Below are 13,746 nucleotides of genomic sequence, written 5' to 3'. Positions count from 1 at the left end.
GCGCCTTAGAAAGAAAAATTAGATAACACATCGGGCATGCCACCGGCGACGGCGGCTTGCTCATCTTCGGCCAGCTTGGCGGCATCCCAGATCTCGAAATGGCTGCCCATGCCCAGCAGCATGACTTCGCGGGTCAGGCCGACGGCACTGCGCAGCTCGGGGGAAATGAGGATGCGGCCGGCGGAGTCGAGCTCGACATCGCAAGCGTTGCCGAGGAAAATACGCTGCCACGCGCGGGCCGACATCGGCCAGGCGGCAATTTGCTCGCGGTGCGATTCCCACACCGGACGCGGAAAAAACAGCAGGCACCCGTGCGGGTGGCGGGTAAGCGTGAGGCGGCCTTCGCACTGGACTGCGAGTGCGTCGCGATGCTTGGCGGGGATGGACATCCTGCCTTTCGCATCGAGATTGATTGCGGACGCGCCTTGAAACACGAGTTACCTACTTGGAAAAGTTATTATGAAGTCGGTGTTTTGGCGCCAGGAGCATCATTTTTTCTCCCACAAAACTACACTTTTTCACACAGTTGCCCACTTTAGATGAAGCCATCTGGACGGTCAAGCGCTTTCAATCGTGCTAAAAGGGAATTTTGTTAATGAAGTCAAGGACTTAGCGCATTACCTTGAAGGATCTTCAAAGTAAAATATGTCGATAAATTAGAGACTTAGACAAGACAGTGAATGTTCAACCTCATCTATACACATGGGTTTGCGAGACACAACAAAGCTTAAAATAATTACATCTGCTTACTTTTACGCAACGGATGAGTGATTTGTCTGATGTGCGGGCCGGACTGTGGTAGACCGGCCGCGCGGGCCCTAAAGCGCGGCCCGACTTGACGTGGTTTGGCCTGGCGTGGTTTGGCCTGGCGTGGCCCGGCCTGGCGGGGCCCGGCCTGGCGTGGCCCGGCCTGGCGTGGCTAAGCGTGATTGCGCAGCTATACGAACACGCGCCTCGGGTGGCGCAAGGGGGCAGGAAATGCGGGAAATGATTGCAGCACACCAGCGGCTGGCATACGCACGCCCTGTCAAAGGGCGCGGCGTGGTTGCGTTGGCGCATTGCGCGCCGGATATTCAATGTGAAGCAGGCCGATAGGCCGGATTTTGTTACGGCGACTACCCTTGCAGGCATTCGCTATGACAGCCATTCCTCTAGGCGCCGAATTACTCCGGCGCTCAAGCTCCCTACCCGCACGCTCCGCGAGCCGCCTCAACGCGTGCCTATTTGGGATTGCTCCAGGTGGAGGTTACCGCGTTTCACCGTAACTTAATACGCTCGTCTCTGTGGCCCTATTCCTCGCCTTATACTCCCCGGCTTGCGCCGGTCGGCTTTCAGCGGACGGCCATTAACCGTCACCCTGCTCTATGGAGTCCGGACCTTCCTCCCGCCGACGCATTACGCGCCAGCCAGCGACTGTCTGGCCTGCTTCACCCCTCCATTGTACCGCGCCACAGCCATCGCGGCCAAGTTTCCGGCCAGCGCCCGCCACTGATATCGATTTCGATATCAATCGTGTAAAAAATGTGATCGCAGCCGAGTTACCCAACGTACATACGTGCAATTACAATATCGACAGTTTATAAAAAGGAAACTAAATGAAACTGTTACCCCTTGCAGCACTGATCAGCACCACTCTCTTCGCCAGCGCCGCCGTCCATGCCGCGGACTGGCCGGAAGGTTTCTCGAAATGCGCCGCCCAGGGCGGAACCTGTGACGTCGGTGCCAGCAAGCGCAAGGTGTCGTTCGGCATCAAAAACAAATGGGTCGTCAAATCGCTCAGCGGCAAAGTTGCCTGCACCGTCGCCACGTTTGGCAGCGATCCCTATCCGAGCCTCGACAAAAAATGCGCGCTAGGCCCGCTCGATGGCGGCACCACGCCGCCGACCACCCCGCCAACGACACCACCAACGACGCCGCCAACTACGCCGCCATCCGACACCGATCCGCTGACGCAGGCAGCCCCGGCAACCGGATGGGCCAGCCACGGCACCGGCACCCGCGGCGGCGCGGCGGCGGCGCAGAAGGATGTCTTCCTGGTCAGCACGCCATCGCAACTGCTGGCCGCACTCAAGACCGAGGGCGGCAAACCGGTGCAGATCAAGGTCTACGGCACCATCGACATGGCCGCCGACGGTCCGTTCAAGAGTGTCGCCGACCAGGGCGTGCGCAGCCTGATTTCGCTGCCCTCGAACAGTACCCTGATCGGCGTGGGCCCGAATGCGGGCATCGTCAACGGCCGCATCATGATCAAGGGCGTGGACAACGTCATCGTGCGCAACCTGACCATCGCCAATCCATGCGACATCGCCCCGGTATGGGATCCGAAAGATACCAGTACCGGCAACTGGAACTCGCGCTACGACGGCATGAACGTCGACAAGTCGACCCACGTCTGGATCGACCACAACACCTTCACCGATGCGCCGCGCACCGACGACCAGTTCCCGAAAGAGAATGGCAAACTCAAGCAATGCCACGATGGCTCGCTCGACATCAAGAATGGCGCCGACTACGTGACCGTGTCAAACAATGTGTTCAAGCTGCACGAGAAAAACACCCTGGTCGGCTCGTCCGACGACACCACCACCGACGATGGCCACCTGACGGTGACTTTCCACGGCAATCATTACCTGGACATCACCGGCCGTTCGCCGCGTGTGCGTTTCGGTAAGGTTCACATCTACAACAACTACTTCCAGGGCGACCGCGACGCCAAGCTGTACCCGCACCACTACAGCATCGGCGTGGGTTACAAGGCCAAGATCGTGTCGCAGCACAATGCTTTCGACGTCCTCGGCGCCAAGGAATGCGGCGATGTGGTCCAGGCTTCGGGTTCGTCGAGCAAAACCGGCGCCATCGTCGACAGCGGTTCCCAGCTGAACGGCGCGGCACTGGGCATGGGCGGCGAAAGCTGCAAGTTCAGCAACGCGATCGGCTGGACCCTGCCATACACCCCGGCCGTGATCGATGCGTCGAAAGTGCGCGAATCGGTCCTGCGTAATGCAGGCGCCGGCAAGCTCAGCGTCAGGTAAACCCCGCAATGCCGCGGCCCGCCCCCCGGCCGCGGCATTGCGCATGGGAGCGTCGCGCGCTAGCGCGGCTGGGCCAGCGCAGCGCCGCCGGCCTCCCCCAGCTCCGACACCAGCACCCGGTCGATCCGGTGCCGGTCCATATCCACCACCTCGAAACGATAGCGTTCCCACACAAAGCGGTCGGACGCAGCGGGCACATGCCCAACTTGCTCCAGCACAAACCCGGCCAGGGTCTGGTAGGCGCCGCTCGCTTCGCCGGGCAGCGCCGGGCCAATCCCGAGCAGTTCGCGCAGGCGCGCCAACGGCAGGTCGCCATCGAGCAGCCAGCTGCCATCGTCGCGCCGCACGGCGTCCGGTTCGCGCGCCTCGTTCCCGGGCAGCGCGCCGATCAGCGCCGCCATCAGGTCGTTCAGGGTCACCATGCCCTTGAGCTGGCCGTGCTCGTCGACCACCAGCGCCAGCTCGGCGTGCTGCTGGCGCAACTGTTCCAGCAAGCCGCGCGCGCTGACCGTGGCCGGCACCAGCAGCGCCGGATGCATGGCCGCGCCGATATCGATGGCGTCGAGCGTCCGCTGCCGGATCGCCTGGGCGAACAGCTCGCCCGCGTCGACCACCCCCAGCACATGCGACGGGTCGCCGCGCACCACCGGAAAGCGGCTGAACGGGCTGGCCGCGATGCGCGCCAGGTTGTCGCTGCGGTCGCCATCGAGGTCGATCAGCTGCAAGTCGGCGCGCGCGGTCATCAGCGCATCGAGACGCTGGTCGTCCAGGCGCAGGGCACGCTCTGCGATGTCCGATTCGGTCTTGTCGAGCACGCCGGCGTCGGCGCTTTCCCTGAGCATGCCGCTGATCTCGTCGGCGGTCGGGGTGCTGTCGGGCGCTCGTCCCATGCCCAGGATGCGCATGATCAGGTCGCTCAAGGCCGACAGCAGATGCACCAACGGCGCCATCGCCCGCGACAGCGCCTGCAGGGGCGGCGCGATGACGGAGGCCACGAATTCGGGATACTGGATCGCGATGCGCTTGGGCACCAGCTCACCGAGCAGGATCGAGACCAGCGTGATGCCGGCCACCACCATGGCCAGCGACAGCGGGCGCGCATACGGCGCCAGCACCGGCACCGCGGCCAGCTGCGGGGCCAGGCGTTCGGTCAGCGAGGCTTCGCCGAAGGCACCGTTAAAGATGGAAATGACGGTAATGCCGACCTGGACCGTGGAAAGGAAGGCGCTGGGGTCGTCGGCCAGCCGCATCGCCGCGCGCGCGCCGCCGCGCCCCTCCCGGGCCATTTTTTCGAGCCGCACCCGTTTGGCCGACACCAGCGCCAGCTCGGACATGGCGAACACGCCATTGAGCAAGATGAGGACGAGGATGATCAGCATTTCCATGGAAGCTAGCTTGCGCGGACGGTGAATCCATCCAAGTTAGCCCTGCCATATCGCCGGGGTTTGAGGCAGGCCAATGTCGCGCGCCCTTCGCCCGGGATAGTAATTCTGATATTTAATGTCGTAATTTCAAAAGCTTGCGAGAATCGGCTCGCATAGAATGGCGCATACTCAACCATCAAGGCAGAGACGACATGACGCACCCTTCCCGCAGTGGCGGCCAGATTCTGGTCGATGCGCTCAACATTCACGGCGTCGACACCGCCTTCGGGGTTCCCGGCGAAAGCTACCTCGACGTGCTCGACGCCCTGCACGATTCCGACATCCGCTTCATCATCAACCGCCAGGAAGGCGGCGCCGCGTTCATGGCCGAAGCCTACGGCAAGCTGACCGGCAAGCCCGGCATCTGCTTCGTCACGCGCGGCCCGGGCGCCACCAACGCCTCGATCGGCGTGCACACGGCCTACCAGGATTCGACCCCGATGATCCTGTTCATCGGCCAGGTCGGCAACGATTTCATCGACCGCGAAGCGTTCCAGGAGATCGATTACCGCCGCATGTATGGCCAGATGGCCAAGTGGGTCACCCAGATCGACCGCGCCGACCGCATTCCCGAATACATCGCGCGCGCCTTCCAGGTCGCCACCAGCGGCCGCCCGGGTCCGGTGGTGCTGGCGCTGCCGGAAGACATGCTGATCGACACCGCCAGCGTGGCCGACACGCGCCGCTACCAGGCGGTGCAGGCGTCGCCGTCGAGCGCACAGATCGCCACCCTGCGCGAGATGCTGGCCAGCGCAAAAAGTCCGGTCGTGCTGCTTGGCGGCGCCAGCTGGAACGCCCAGGCCTGCGCCGACCTGCAGCGCTTCGCCGAAGCCAATGCCCTGCCGGTCGGCTGCACCTTCCGCTTCCAGGACCTGCTCGACAACGCCCACCCCAACTATATAGGTGACGTCGGCATCGGCATCAATCCGAAACTGGCCGCGCGCGTGAAAAACGCCGACCTGGTGATCGCCATCGGCCCGCGCCTGGGCGAAATGACGACCGGCGGCTACACCCTGCTGGCCTCGCCCGTCCCGGCCCAGCGCCTGGTGCATTTCCATGCCGATGCCGAGGAACTGGGCAGCGTCTACCAGGCCGACCTGATGATCAACAGCGGCGCCGCGCAAGCCTGCGCCATGCTGGCCGCGATGGAACCGGTCGATGCGTCCGCCTGGCGCGGCAGCGTGGCCGAGGCGAAAGCCGAGCTGGCCGCCTACCAGGAACAGCCGCCGATCTTCAAGGATGGCAAGGCCCCGCTCGACCTGTGGCAAGTGGTGCAGGACCTGATGGCGCAAGTGCCGCGCGATACCATCATCACCAATGGCGCCGGTAATTACGCATCGTGGGCGCACCGCTTTTACCGCTATGGCGGCATGCGTACCCAGCTGGCGCCGACGAATGGCGCGATGGGTTACAGCGTTCCATCGGGAATAGCGGCAAAGATTGTCGATCCGACACGTACTGTAGTGACCTTTGCCGGCGATGGCGAATTCATGATGAACGGCCAGGAACTGGCCACGGCGGTGCAATACAAAGCCGGCGTGATCATTATCGTTTTTAATAATGGCATGTTCGGCACCATCCGCATGCACCAGGAGCGCGATTATCCGGGCCGGGTGTCGGGCACCAGCTTGCATAACCCGGACTTTGCGGAACTGGCCAAGGCTTATGGCGCCCATGGCGAGGTGGTCAACGCGACAGCGGAGTTCGGCCCGGCCCTGGCACGCGCGCTGGCGCACACGCGCGAGAAGTCGCTGCCGGCAGTGATCGAACTGCGCTACGACGGCAATTTGATTACGCCGAATGCGACGCTGGACACCATCAGGAAGACGGCTGAAGCTGCAAAGGCCGCCAAGTAAGGGACGGTTAGCCCGCTATCGATACCAGTGGTATCGGTAGCGGGCACAAGAAGGAGCGCATACCGGACAGGCCATGCGCTTTGTCTTGAAAATCGGGAAAGAACGAGTTACTGCGGACTGAGCAGCTGCGCTTGCGGCAGCAGTTCAAGACCAAGCTCGGCTGGCATAGGCAGCGGCCGGTCGTAGGCGCTTGGCGCTTCGGTCACGGGCGCCGTAAAGAAACAAGCCACCGTGGCGATAAACGCCAATCCGATGACGTTGCGTATCCACATCGACCCCGCCACATGAATCGTCTCCGGCGAAATCAACAAGCTGAAATTGTCTGGGCTTTTCACACTGCCTCCTGTCATCGTTTTGTAATAATTTATACCCTTTTCCGATAAAAGCATAGCTAATCTTGAGTCGGATTGATGCATATGTGTGCCACTTCATACAGCCTAATTATTTGCCGCACGTTTGAGCCAGCGCATGACACTTCCTATTAATGGAAGCTTTTCATATAACTCCTCGGCGGCATCCCAATAATCGCGATGCATCATGACCGCCCCGCCCGCATTGAAGCGGATCCGCGTCGCGCCGCGGATGCATTGCGGCGCTTTCGAAAAACGCTTCATCCGGAACAGAAACTCCCATGTCAGGAAGGCCTCGTCGCCCTGCAGCACGGTCGACGTCACCACGAAGCGCGGCTGCTCGACCTGTGCAAACATGTGCACGAAAATGCCGATAATCGGTTCAATCCCGCATACCTCGTTGAACGGGTCCTTGAACCGCGCGCCGGGCGCGTAAATCTGCGTCAGTTGCGCGCGCACCGACGCCCGCTCGATATTCTCGTAAAAGCGCACCAGCCGTGCCAGTTCCGGCGCGCGGTTCATAATCCCGTCACCTTGTGAATCAGCCAGAAATACAGGCGATACGGCAGCAGCCGCGCCAGACGCATGCTGTTGGTGAAGCGCCTGGGGAAATGGATGTGGAAGTCCCCGCGCTCGATCCCCTCCACCATCGCATACGCGGCATCGGCGGCGCTCATCAGGGCCGGCATCTTGAAGTCGTTCTTCGCCGTCAGCGGCGTGTCGACGAAGCCGGGATTGATCTGGTACACCGCGATCCCGCGCGCACGCAAATCGAGGTACAGCGACTCGGACAGGTTGATCAGCGCCGCCTTGGTCGGCCCGTACACCAGCGCCTTGGGCAGCCCGCCGTAGCCGGCCACCGAGGCCACAATGCCGATTCCGCCCGCGCCCTGCTTGATCAGCAGCGGCAGCGCCACGTCGAGGCAATTGAAAGCGCCGCGCAGATTCAGGTCGATCATCTGGTTGGCCGCAGCCAGGTCGATCGCATCGGCCCGCATTTCGTTGTAGCCGCCGGCCACGATCAGCACCAGGTCGATGCCGCCCCACGCGGCCACGATGCGCTGGCAGGCCGCGTCGACGCTGGCACGGTCGGTCACGTCCAGCGGCAGCGCCAGCGCGTGCGGCTCGCCCGCCACCGTCTGTTCGAGCTTGTCGGCGCTGCGCGCGGAAAACGCCACGCGCGCACCCAGGTCGAGCAGCAGGTGCGCGGCCGCTTCGCCGATGCCGGTCGAGGCGCCGATCATCCACACGCGCCGTCCGCGCCACGCTTTGACGCGCGGATTCATTGCGGCGCCGCGCCCGTGGCGGGGCGCTTGCTGAACGACAGCGTCACGCTGCCCAGGTTTACGCCGAACTTGCTCATCGCGGTTCGGTTCAGCATGACCTTGTCGTCGATCAGGAACATCCAGTCGTCCATGTCCATGTTGATCACTTTGCCGTCGACCGGCAGCGCCAGCACATACTGCCAGCGCAGCGCATTGCCCGACACGGTGCCGCGCGCGGTGCCGACGACATCCGCCGCGGTGGCCGTGAAGGTTCCCGGCCCGGTTTTGGTCAGCGTCCAGACGCGCTTCTGGCGCGTGCCATCGGAGTACACGAAATCTTCATCGAGCACGCCCGTGTCGCCGTTCCACTGGCAGCGCATCACCACCACGAAGCGCTTGATGACTTCACCTGAGCGGTCCTGGAACATGCCGTGCGCGTCCAGCGTGCCGTTGAAATACCGGGTGATGTCGAGGCTCGGCGACTGTTTCGCGTAGGTTTCGGGGGTGGGCGTGCTGCAGCCGGCGATGGCCAGCGCCAGGGCGCCGGCGGCGAAAATTCTTGAGAGTGTCATCGTTCAATCCTTTATAAATTAACAGTGGCGCAGGGGCGCGCGCCACAACATGGCGGCGGCCAGCAATTTGAGTGCGCACGGCAGCAGCGCGTAGGCGGCCGCCAGCGCGGTGGTGCCGCCACCGGCGCCGGGCACGTAGCCGAGCCACGCCAGCAGCGGCAGGGCGATGCCGGCGGCCAGCGCCAGCGTCATTTGCACGCCCCAGTTCCATACGCCGAAGTAGGCCGCTTCGCGCCCGCCGGCATGCCCGGCCGCGCCGATCACGCCGGCCAGCAGCGCCGGCGGCAGCGCCAGGTCGGCGCCCAGCGCCAGTCCGGACAACAGGCAGATCGCGCCGAAGGCAATGCCCGCGCCCGCGCCCAGCCCGAACGCCCAGACGAAAACGGCGGCCGCCAGCAGCATGCCGGCGGCCCAGGCGCGCGCCTCGCCGAAACGGGCGGCGGCGCCGATCCACAGCGGCATGGAGGCCGCCGCCGCGCCGAAGTACACAATCAGGAACAGGCCGGACATGGCGCCCAGCTGCAGCCGGTCGGCCGCAAAGAACAGGAACAGCGTGGCCGGAATCGCGGATGCGATGCCGTTGACGATCAGGACCGCGAACAGGGCGCGGAACGGCGCCTCGCGAAACGGCGCCGTCATGGCGCGCCAGTCGGGCCGCGCGGCGGATGCCTTGCCGATGGCCGGGCGCGCGGCCCTGGCCAGCAGCAACGCGCCGCCCACGGCCAGGGCGACGGCGAAGGCGACGCTCAGGGCGCCGTAGCCTGCCTTGCCCGTCACCGCCGCCGCCAGCACCACGCCCACCAGGCCGCAGGCTTCGCGCACGCCAGTCACGCGCGCGCGCTCGAGCGGGGCCTGGGTCAGCGCCGCGCCCCAGCTCTGGTGCGCAATGGTGGCGATGCTGAAACCGACGTACACCAGCATCAGCGCACCGAGAAACCAGGCCATGGTCGCCAGGCTGCCCAGCGGCGGCGGGTGGAACAGCGCCACGAAGCCGGCAAGCAGCACCGGCAGCGACAGCGCCACATAGCGCGCGTAGGCGCCCTGCCCGCGCTCGATCCACCAGCCGAGCAGCGGGTCGATAAAGGCGGCGGCCACGCGCGCGGTCAGCAGCACGGCGCCGATCAGCGCCAGCGACAGCCCGGCGCGTCCGGCGTAGAACTGGGGCAGGTAAACATAGATCGGCAGCGCGACCATCGCCAGCGGCAGGCCGAACAGGCCGTACGACAGCAGCATCGGCAGCGACAGCCGGCTCATCGCGCGCCAGCGTCTTTGAGCAGCGCGGCCCGCAGCGAGCGTGCGCTGGTGGCCGGGTCGAGCCAGATGCCGAAAAAGGCGCGCGCGAACTCCGGGTCGGGCACCGACGCCAGCATCTTGCCATCGAGGTAAAAACGGGCGCCGCTAGCGGGCACGAACACACCGCTGATGCGGGTACCTTCTTTCACATCGGGGAAGATGGTCTTCATATTGGCCAGCCAGCGTGCGCGCTGGGCTGCGCTGCCGGCGCCGATTTTTGCCATCTGGTCGGCGCTGGCCTCGGCGATCTTGACGCCATCGAGCTTGCGCGCATAGCGCAGCTCCAGCACGAACGGCAGGTCGGCGCGGTAGCCTTTGTCGCCCACCCACAGTTCGGCTTCATAGATCGCCAGCCCGAACCAGGTGTAGGTGCCCTTGCCGGCCAGGCGCGCCTGCGGCAGGTTTTCTTCGATGTGGGCCGGCACGGCGGCGGAGCCGAAGGCCGGCATCGACAGCAGCGCACACGCGGATAACAGAACCTGGCGGCGCCGCATCTCAGGCTTTCGTCAGGGTGAAGTGCATGACGTCGGTGTTCTTTTCGCGGAAGGCGGCCTCGCAGTAGCACAGGTAAAACTCCCAGGTGCGGATGAAGCGCTCGTCGAAGCCCTGCGCGCGCACCTCGTCCAGGCGCGCGTGGAACGCCTTGCGCCATTCGACCAGGGTGTCGGCGTAATCGATGCCGAAGCGGTGCTGGCTGGTCACCGTGAGGCCGTATTCAAAAGCCATGCGTTCGAACACCGATGGCGACGGCAGCATCCCGCCCGGGAAAATGAACTGCTGGATGAAGTCCGTGCCCTTGCGATAGCGCTCGAACAGTTCGTCGGCGATGACGATGGTCTGGATGCAGGCGCGCCCGCCCGATTTGAGGTTGCGCGCGATGCACTCGAAGTAGCTGGGCCAGTAGCTCTCGCCCACCGCCTCGAACATCTCGATCGAAGCGATGGCGTCGTACTGGCCGGCGCTGTCGCGGTAGTCGCACAGGCGCAGGTCGGTCTTGTCAAGCAGGCCGGCTTGTTGCAGGCGGTTCTTGGCGTAGGCCAGCTGCTGCTCCGACAGGGTCAATCCCGTCACATGCACCTCGCCGTCGCGCGCCGCCAGTTCGGCGAATCCTCCCCAGCCGCAGCCGATTTCGAGCACCTTCTGGCCGGGCGAAACCTCCAGCTGGCGCAGAATGCTGCGGTACTTGGCCTGCTGCGCCTGTTCCAGGTCGCGCCCACTGGCTTCGGTGTACAGGGCGCTCGAATACGTCATCGACGGATCGAGCCACAACTTATAGAACTCGTTGCCGATGTCGTAGTGGGCGTGAATGTTCTTGCGGCTGCCGGCCTTGCTGTTGCGGTTCAGGAGGTGCTTGATGCGGTAGGCCAGGCTGCCCCACCAGCTGCCGTAGACCAGCGTTTCGATGGCGGCGCGGTTGCGCGCCAGCAGGGCGATCAGGCCGGTCAGGTTATTGGTGTTCCAGTCGCCGTCGATATAGGCTTCCGCAAAGCCGATATCGCCCGAGCGCATGGCGGCGGAAAAGCAGTTCCAGTTGTTCAGCTCCAGGATGACGGGCACCGACTCGTCGCCGAAGTGACGCTGCGCGCCGTCCGGCGTGATCAGGGTCAGCGCGCCGTGTTTCAGGTTCTCGAGCAGCTTGAGAATGAGCTTGGCGGACGATGGCGCGGGCGTGGCGGCGCGCAGGCTGGACGCGGCCGGTGCAAGCGATGGCAGGGATTGGGAGCTCATCGGGTTACCTTATGTTGGGGTGGAGTCGGTTTGGAAAAGAACGGGACGCGCCGCAGCCAGAGGCGCAGCGCCTGAATATGAATGCGCGCCACCACGCCGGCCGTCATCAGCGGAAAGCCGAAGAAGGCGCGCGCCGCGCTGCTTGAAGTGATCGGCGTGGCGCTGCCGGACAGGCTCGTTTGCAGCAGCGCGCCGTCGGCATCGTCGTAATCGATGCAGGCCAGGGTGCTGTCCTGCGGCAGGCCATCCTTCAAGCGCCGCACGTGCGTGAAGCGGAAGCGGTAGCCGCCCTGCACCTGGCAGAACGGCGACACATGGAACACCTTGCGCGCATGGAGTTCCTGGCCGTTGGCGATGGCGGCCCCGGTGTCGAGCAGATAAAAGTGGCGCTCGCCGAAGGTATTGCGCACGTCGCACACCAGCGCGCGCAGGGCGCCGTCGCGCCGGTGGCAAAACCAGAACGAGACCGGATTGAAGACGAAGCCGAGCACCCGCGGCATGGTTTGCAGCCATACCTCGCCATCGGCGTCGAGAATGCCTTCCTTGTGCAGCAGCGCGTCGATCCAGTCGACCAGCGGGGCCTTGCCGTCGCCATGGTCGGCGTCGGAAAAGGACAGCAGATTGAAGCGGTTGCGCGAAAACAGCGCGCAGCCAAAGTCCTGCTTGCCCATCGCGCGCAGCGGCAGGCGCACGTAATAGGTGGCGTACGCGAACGCATGGGCCACCGGGCGCAGGCGCGTGTGGCGCACCTGGCCGAAGCACAGCTGCGCGCGCGCATCGACGGCGGGGTCAGGCCGCCGCATGCTGCGCGCCCTGCATCAGGCCCGTCAGCGCAGCGGCGGCGGCAAGGCCGGACTTGAGACCATCTTCATGGAAGCCGTAGCCGGTCCAGGCGCCCGCGAACCAGGTGTTCTGGCAGCCCTGGAAGCCAGCCAGGCGCGTTTGCGCGGCCACGGCGGCGTCGTCGAACACCGGGTGCGCGTAGTCGAACGACGCCAGCACGCGGGCACGGTTGGGCTCATCGATCGGGTTGAGCGAGACGATCACCGGCGTTGTAAAAGGCAGCGGCTGCAGCTGGTTGAGCAGGTAGTGCACGCACACCTGCGGCGTGACCGAGGCCGTGCTCTGGTAATTCCAGGCCGACCAGGCCTTGCGGCTGCGCGGCAGGCAGCTGGCGTCCGTGTGCAGTACGGCGCGGTTGGGCTGGTAGCGCACCGCCGCCAGCACCGAGCGCTCGTCCTCGCGCACGTCTGTCAATAACGCCAGCGACTGGTCGCTGTGGCAGGCCATGACGACATGGTCGAACTGCTCGCTTTCAACGGCGGTATCGACGCGCACCGAGCGCGCGCCGCCGGCCGGGTTGCGCGTCACGCCGGTGACCGGGGACGCCAGGCGGCGCCGGGGAATGGCAGCGAGCAGTTTGTCGACATAGTTGCGCGAACCGCCGCGCACGGTACGCCACTGGGGCCGGTCGCTCACCTGCAGCAAGCCGTGGTTGTGGCAAAAGCGGATGAAGGTCGCCACCGGGAAGGCCAGCATCTGGTCCGAGGGGCACGACCAGATGCAGGCCGCCATCGGCAGCAGGTACCAGGCGCGGAACTGGGCGCTGTAGCCATGCTGGTCGAGGAAGTCGCCCAGCGACATGGCCGGCATGCGCTTGGCCACGGCCAGGCTGGTGGCGTGGCGGTTGAAGCGCACAATATCGCGCACCATGCCCAGGAAGCGCGGACGCAGCAGGTTGCCGCGCTGGGCGAACACGGTGTCGAGATTGCTGCCGGCCCATTCCAGCATGCGCGCGCCCCGCTCCGGCCCGAGCGGCAGCTTGACCGAGAACGACATGTCGCTGGGCGCGGTTTCCACGCCGAGTTCTGCGAACAGGGCAATCAGGTTCGGGTAGGTACGCTCGTTAAACACCAAAAAGCCGGTGTCCACGCCATGTGTAATGCCATCGAGGGTCACGTCCACCGTGTTGCTGTGGCCACCGAAGTAAGCACCCGCTTCATACAGAGTCACGTCCGCCCCGCCCTGGACAAGCCGGTATGCGCACGACAAACCTGAAATTCCTGCCCCAATCACCGCTATCTTCATCATTCCACCTGCTTTCCTTGTTTTGTCTAGGACAAACTCGCCACCTGACGGATAATCCGTGAAATAATGAAATATGTCAACGATTTGTCCATGACAAACTGAACTGTCATTGATTTATACGCCGTGGGTGGGAAATTG

Annotated in this window: 13 protein-coding genes and 1 other RNA gene; 2 read left to right on the top strand and 12 right to left on the bottom strand. The window is 64.4% G+C overall.

What is annotated here, in order from left to right:
* Positions 1 to 5 precede the first annotated feature (5 nt).
* The gene (gene mraZ / locus CR152_RS08010) at positions 6 to 434 is read right to left on the bottom strand and encodes a division/cell wall cluster transcriptional repressor MraZ (RefSeq protein WP_054266448.1); all 429 of its coding nucleotides are present in this window, start codon (positions 432 to 434) and stop codon (positions 6 to 8) included.
* A 642-nt stretch (positions 435 to 1,076) separates the two neighbouring features.
* An RNA gene (gene rnpB, locus CR152_RS08005) (RNase P RNA component class A) lies at positions 1,077 to 1,429 on the bottom strand.
* 166 nt (positions 1,430 to 1,595) lie between these two features.
* On the opposite strand from rnpB, the gene CR152_RS07995 reads away from it, so the two are divergent.
* Positions 1,596 to 3,032 carry a pectate lyase family protein gene (locus CR152_RS07995; protein WP_208640092.1) on the top strand — a complete coding sequence of 479 codons (1,437 nt, stop codon included), beginning with the start codon at positions 1,596 to 1,598 and terminating at the stop codon, positions 3,030 to 3,032.
* Positions 3,033 to 3,091: 59 nt separating this feature from the next.
* Here CR152_RS07995 and CR152_RS07990 read toward each other — a convergent pair whose 3' ends face one another.
* Positions 3,092 to 4,417, bottom strand: a complete 1,326-nt coding sequence (locus tag CR152_RS07990; RefSeq protein ID WP_099874438.1) for a hemolysin family protein — start codon at positions 4,415 to 4,417, stop codon at positions 3,092 to 3,094.
* A 191-nt stretch (positions 4,418 to 4,608) separates the two neighbouring features.
* Between CR152_RS07990 and CR152_RS07985 the strand changes: the two genes are divergently transcribed.
* Positions 4,609 to 6,312, top strand: coding sequence for a thiamine pyrophosphate-binding protein (locus CR152_RS07985; RefSeq protein WP_099874437.1), 1,704 nt, complete (start codon positions 4,609 to 4,611; stop codon positions 6,310 to 6,312).
* A 107-nt stretch (positions 6,313 to 6,419) separates the two neighbouring features.
* Here the strand turns inward: CR152_RS07985 and CR152_RS07980 are convergent, their stop codons facing one another.
* The 9 genes from CR152_RS07980 to CR152_RS07940 are packed head-to-tail and all read right to left on the bottom strand — an operon-like array spanning position 6,420 to position 13,608.
* The gene (locus CR152_RS07980; RefSeq protein WP_157778380.1) at positions 6,420 to 6,701 is read right to left on the bottom strand and encodes a hypothetical protein; all 282 of its coding nucleotides are present in this window, start codon (positions 6,699 to 6,701) and stop codon (positions 6,420 to 6,422) included.
* 48 nt (positions 6,702 to 6,749) lie between these two features.
* Positions 6,750 to 7,184, bottom strand: coding sequence for a nuclear transport factor 2 family protein (locus CR152_RS07975; RefSeq protein WP_099874435.1), 435 nt, complete (start codon positions 7,182 to 7,184; stop codon positions 6,750 to 6,752).
* Positions 7,181 to 7,948, bottom strand: coding sequence for an SDR family NAD(P)-dependent oxidoreductase (locus CR152_RS07970; RefSeq protein ID WP_099874434.1), 768 nt, complete (start codon positions 7,946 to 7,948; stop codon positions 7,181 to 7,183). The genes CR152_RS07975 and CR152_RS07970 overlap by 4 nt, the downstream gene beginning before the upstream one ends.
* Positions 7,945 to 8,499: a DUF3833 domain-containing protein gene (locus CR152_RS07965; RefSeq protein ID WP_099874433.1), complete on the bottom strand. Its 555-nt coding sequence runs from the start codon at positions 8,497 to 8,499 to the stop codon at positions 7,945 to 7,947. Before CR152_RS07965 ends, CR152_RS07970 begins: the two co-directional genes overlap by 4 nt.
* 18 nt (positions 8,500 to 8,517) lie before the next feature.
* Positions 8,518 to 9,753: an MFS transporter gene (locus CR152_RS07960; RefSeq protein ID WP_099874432.1), complete on the bottom strand. Its 1,236-nt coding sequence runs from the start codon at positions 9,751 to 9,753 to the stop codon at positions 8,518 to 8,520.
* Positions 9,750 to 10,286: a chalcone isomerase family protein gene (locus CR152_RS07955; RefSeq protein WP_099874431.1), complete on the bottom strand. Its 537-nt coding sequence runs from the start codon at positions 10,284 to 10,286 to the stop codon at positions 9,750 to 9,752. The genes CR152_RS07960 and CR152_RS07955 overlap by 4 nt, the downstream gene beginning before the upstream one ends.
* Position 10,287: 1 nt before the next feature.
* Positions 10,288 to 11,520: an SAM-dependent methyltransferase gene (locus tag CR152_RS07950; protein ID WP_099874430.1), complete on the bottom strand. Its 1,233-nt coding sequence runs from the start codon at positions 11,518 to 11,520 to the stop codon at positions 10,288 to 10,290.
* Positions 11,517 to 12,323, bottom strand: coding sequence for a DUF1365 domain-containing protein (locus CR152_RS07945; RefSeq protein WP_099874429.1), 807 nt, complete (start codon positions 12,321 to 12,323; stop codon positions 11,517 to 11,519). Before CR152_RS07945 ends, CR152_RS07950 begins: the two co-directional genes overlap by 4 nt.
* Positions 12,310 to 13,608: an NAD(P)/FAD-dependent oxidoreductase gene (locus tag CR152_RS07940; RefSeq protein WP_099882091.1), complete on the bottom strand. Its 1,299-nt coding sequence runs from the start codon at positions 13,606 to 13,608 to the stop codon at positions 12,310 to 12,312. Before CR152_RS07940 ends, CR152_RS07945 begins: the two co-directional genes overlap by 14 nt.
* Between the last annotated feature and the right edge of the window lie 138 nt (positions 13,609 to 13,746).

Origin of the sequence: Massilia violaceinigra (genome assembly GCF_002752675.1) — a bacterium.
GTDB lineage: Bacteria > Pseudomonadota > Gammaproteobacteria > Burkholderiales > Burkholderiaceae_D > Telluria_A > Telluria_A violaceinigra.
The sequence above is the reverse complement of the archived record's forward strand: the minus strand, read 5'-3'. Positions and strand labels throughout refer to the sequence as shown.

Excerpts from the sequence above, each read along its gene's own strand:
- CR152_RS07995 (WP_208640092.1), top strand. The coding sequence starts at position 1,596 with ATGAAACTGTTACCCCTTGCAGCACTGATCAGCACCACTCTCTTCGCC.
- CR152_RS07990 (WP_099874438.1), bottom strand. The coding sequence starts at position 4,417 with ATGGAAATGCTGATCATCCTCGTCCTCATCTTGCTCAATGGCGTGTTC.
- CR152_RS07985 (WP_099874437.1), top strand. The coding sequence starts at position 4,609 with ATGACGCACCCTTCCCGCAGTGGCGGCCAGATTCTGGTCGATGCGCTC.
- CR152_RS07980 (WP_157778380.1), bottom strand. The coding sequence starts at position 6,701 with ATGCTTTTATCGGAAAAGGGTATAAATTATTACAAAACGATGACAGGA.
- CR152_RS07975 (WP_099874435.1), bottom strand. The coding sequence starts at position 7,184 with ATGAACCGCGCGCCGGAACTGGCACGGCTGGTGCGCTTTTACGAGAAT.
- CR152_RS07970 (WP_099874434.1), bottom strand. The coding sequence starts at position 7,948 with ATGAATCCGCGCGTCAAAGCGTGGCGCGGACGGCGCGTGTGGATGATC.
- CR152_RS07965 (WP_099874433.1), bottom strand. The coding sequence starts at position 8,499 with ATGACACTCTCAAGAATTTTCGCCGCCGGCGCCCTGGCGCTGGCCATC.
- CR152_RS07960 (WP_099874432.1), bottom strand. The coding sequence starts at position 9,753 with ATGAGCCGGCTGTCGCTGCCGATGCTGCTGTCGTACGGCCTGTTCGGC.
- CR152_RS07955 (WP_099874431.1), bottom strand. The coding sequence starts at position 10,286 with ATGCGGCGCCGCCAGGTTCTGTTATCCGCGTGTGCGCTGCTGTCGATG.
- CR152_RS07950 (WP_099874430.1), bottom strand. The coding sequence starts at position 11,520 with ATGAGCTCCCAATCCCTGCCATCGCTTGCACCGGCCGCGTCCAGCCTG.
- CR152_RS07945 (WP_099874429.1), bottom strand. The coding sequence starts at position 12,323 with ATGCGGCGGCCTGACCCCGCCGTCGATGCGCGCGCGCAGCTGTGCTTC.
- CR152_RS07940 (WP_099882091.1), bottom strand. The coding sequence starts at position 13,608 with ATGAAGATAGCGGTGATTGGGGCAGGAATTTCAGGTTTGTCGTGCGCA.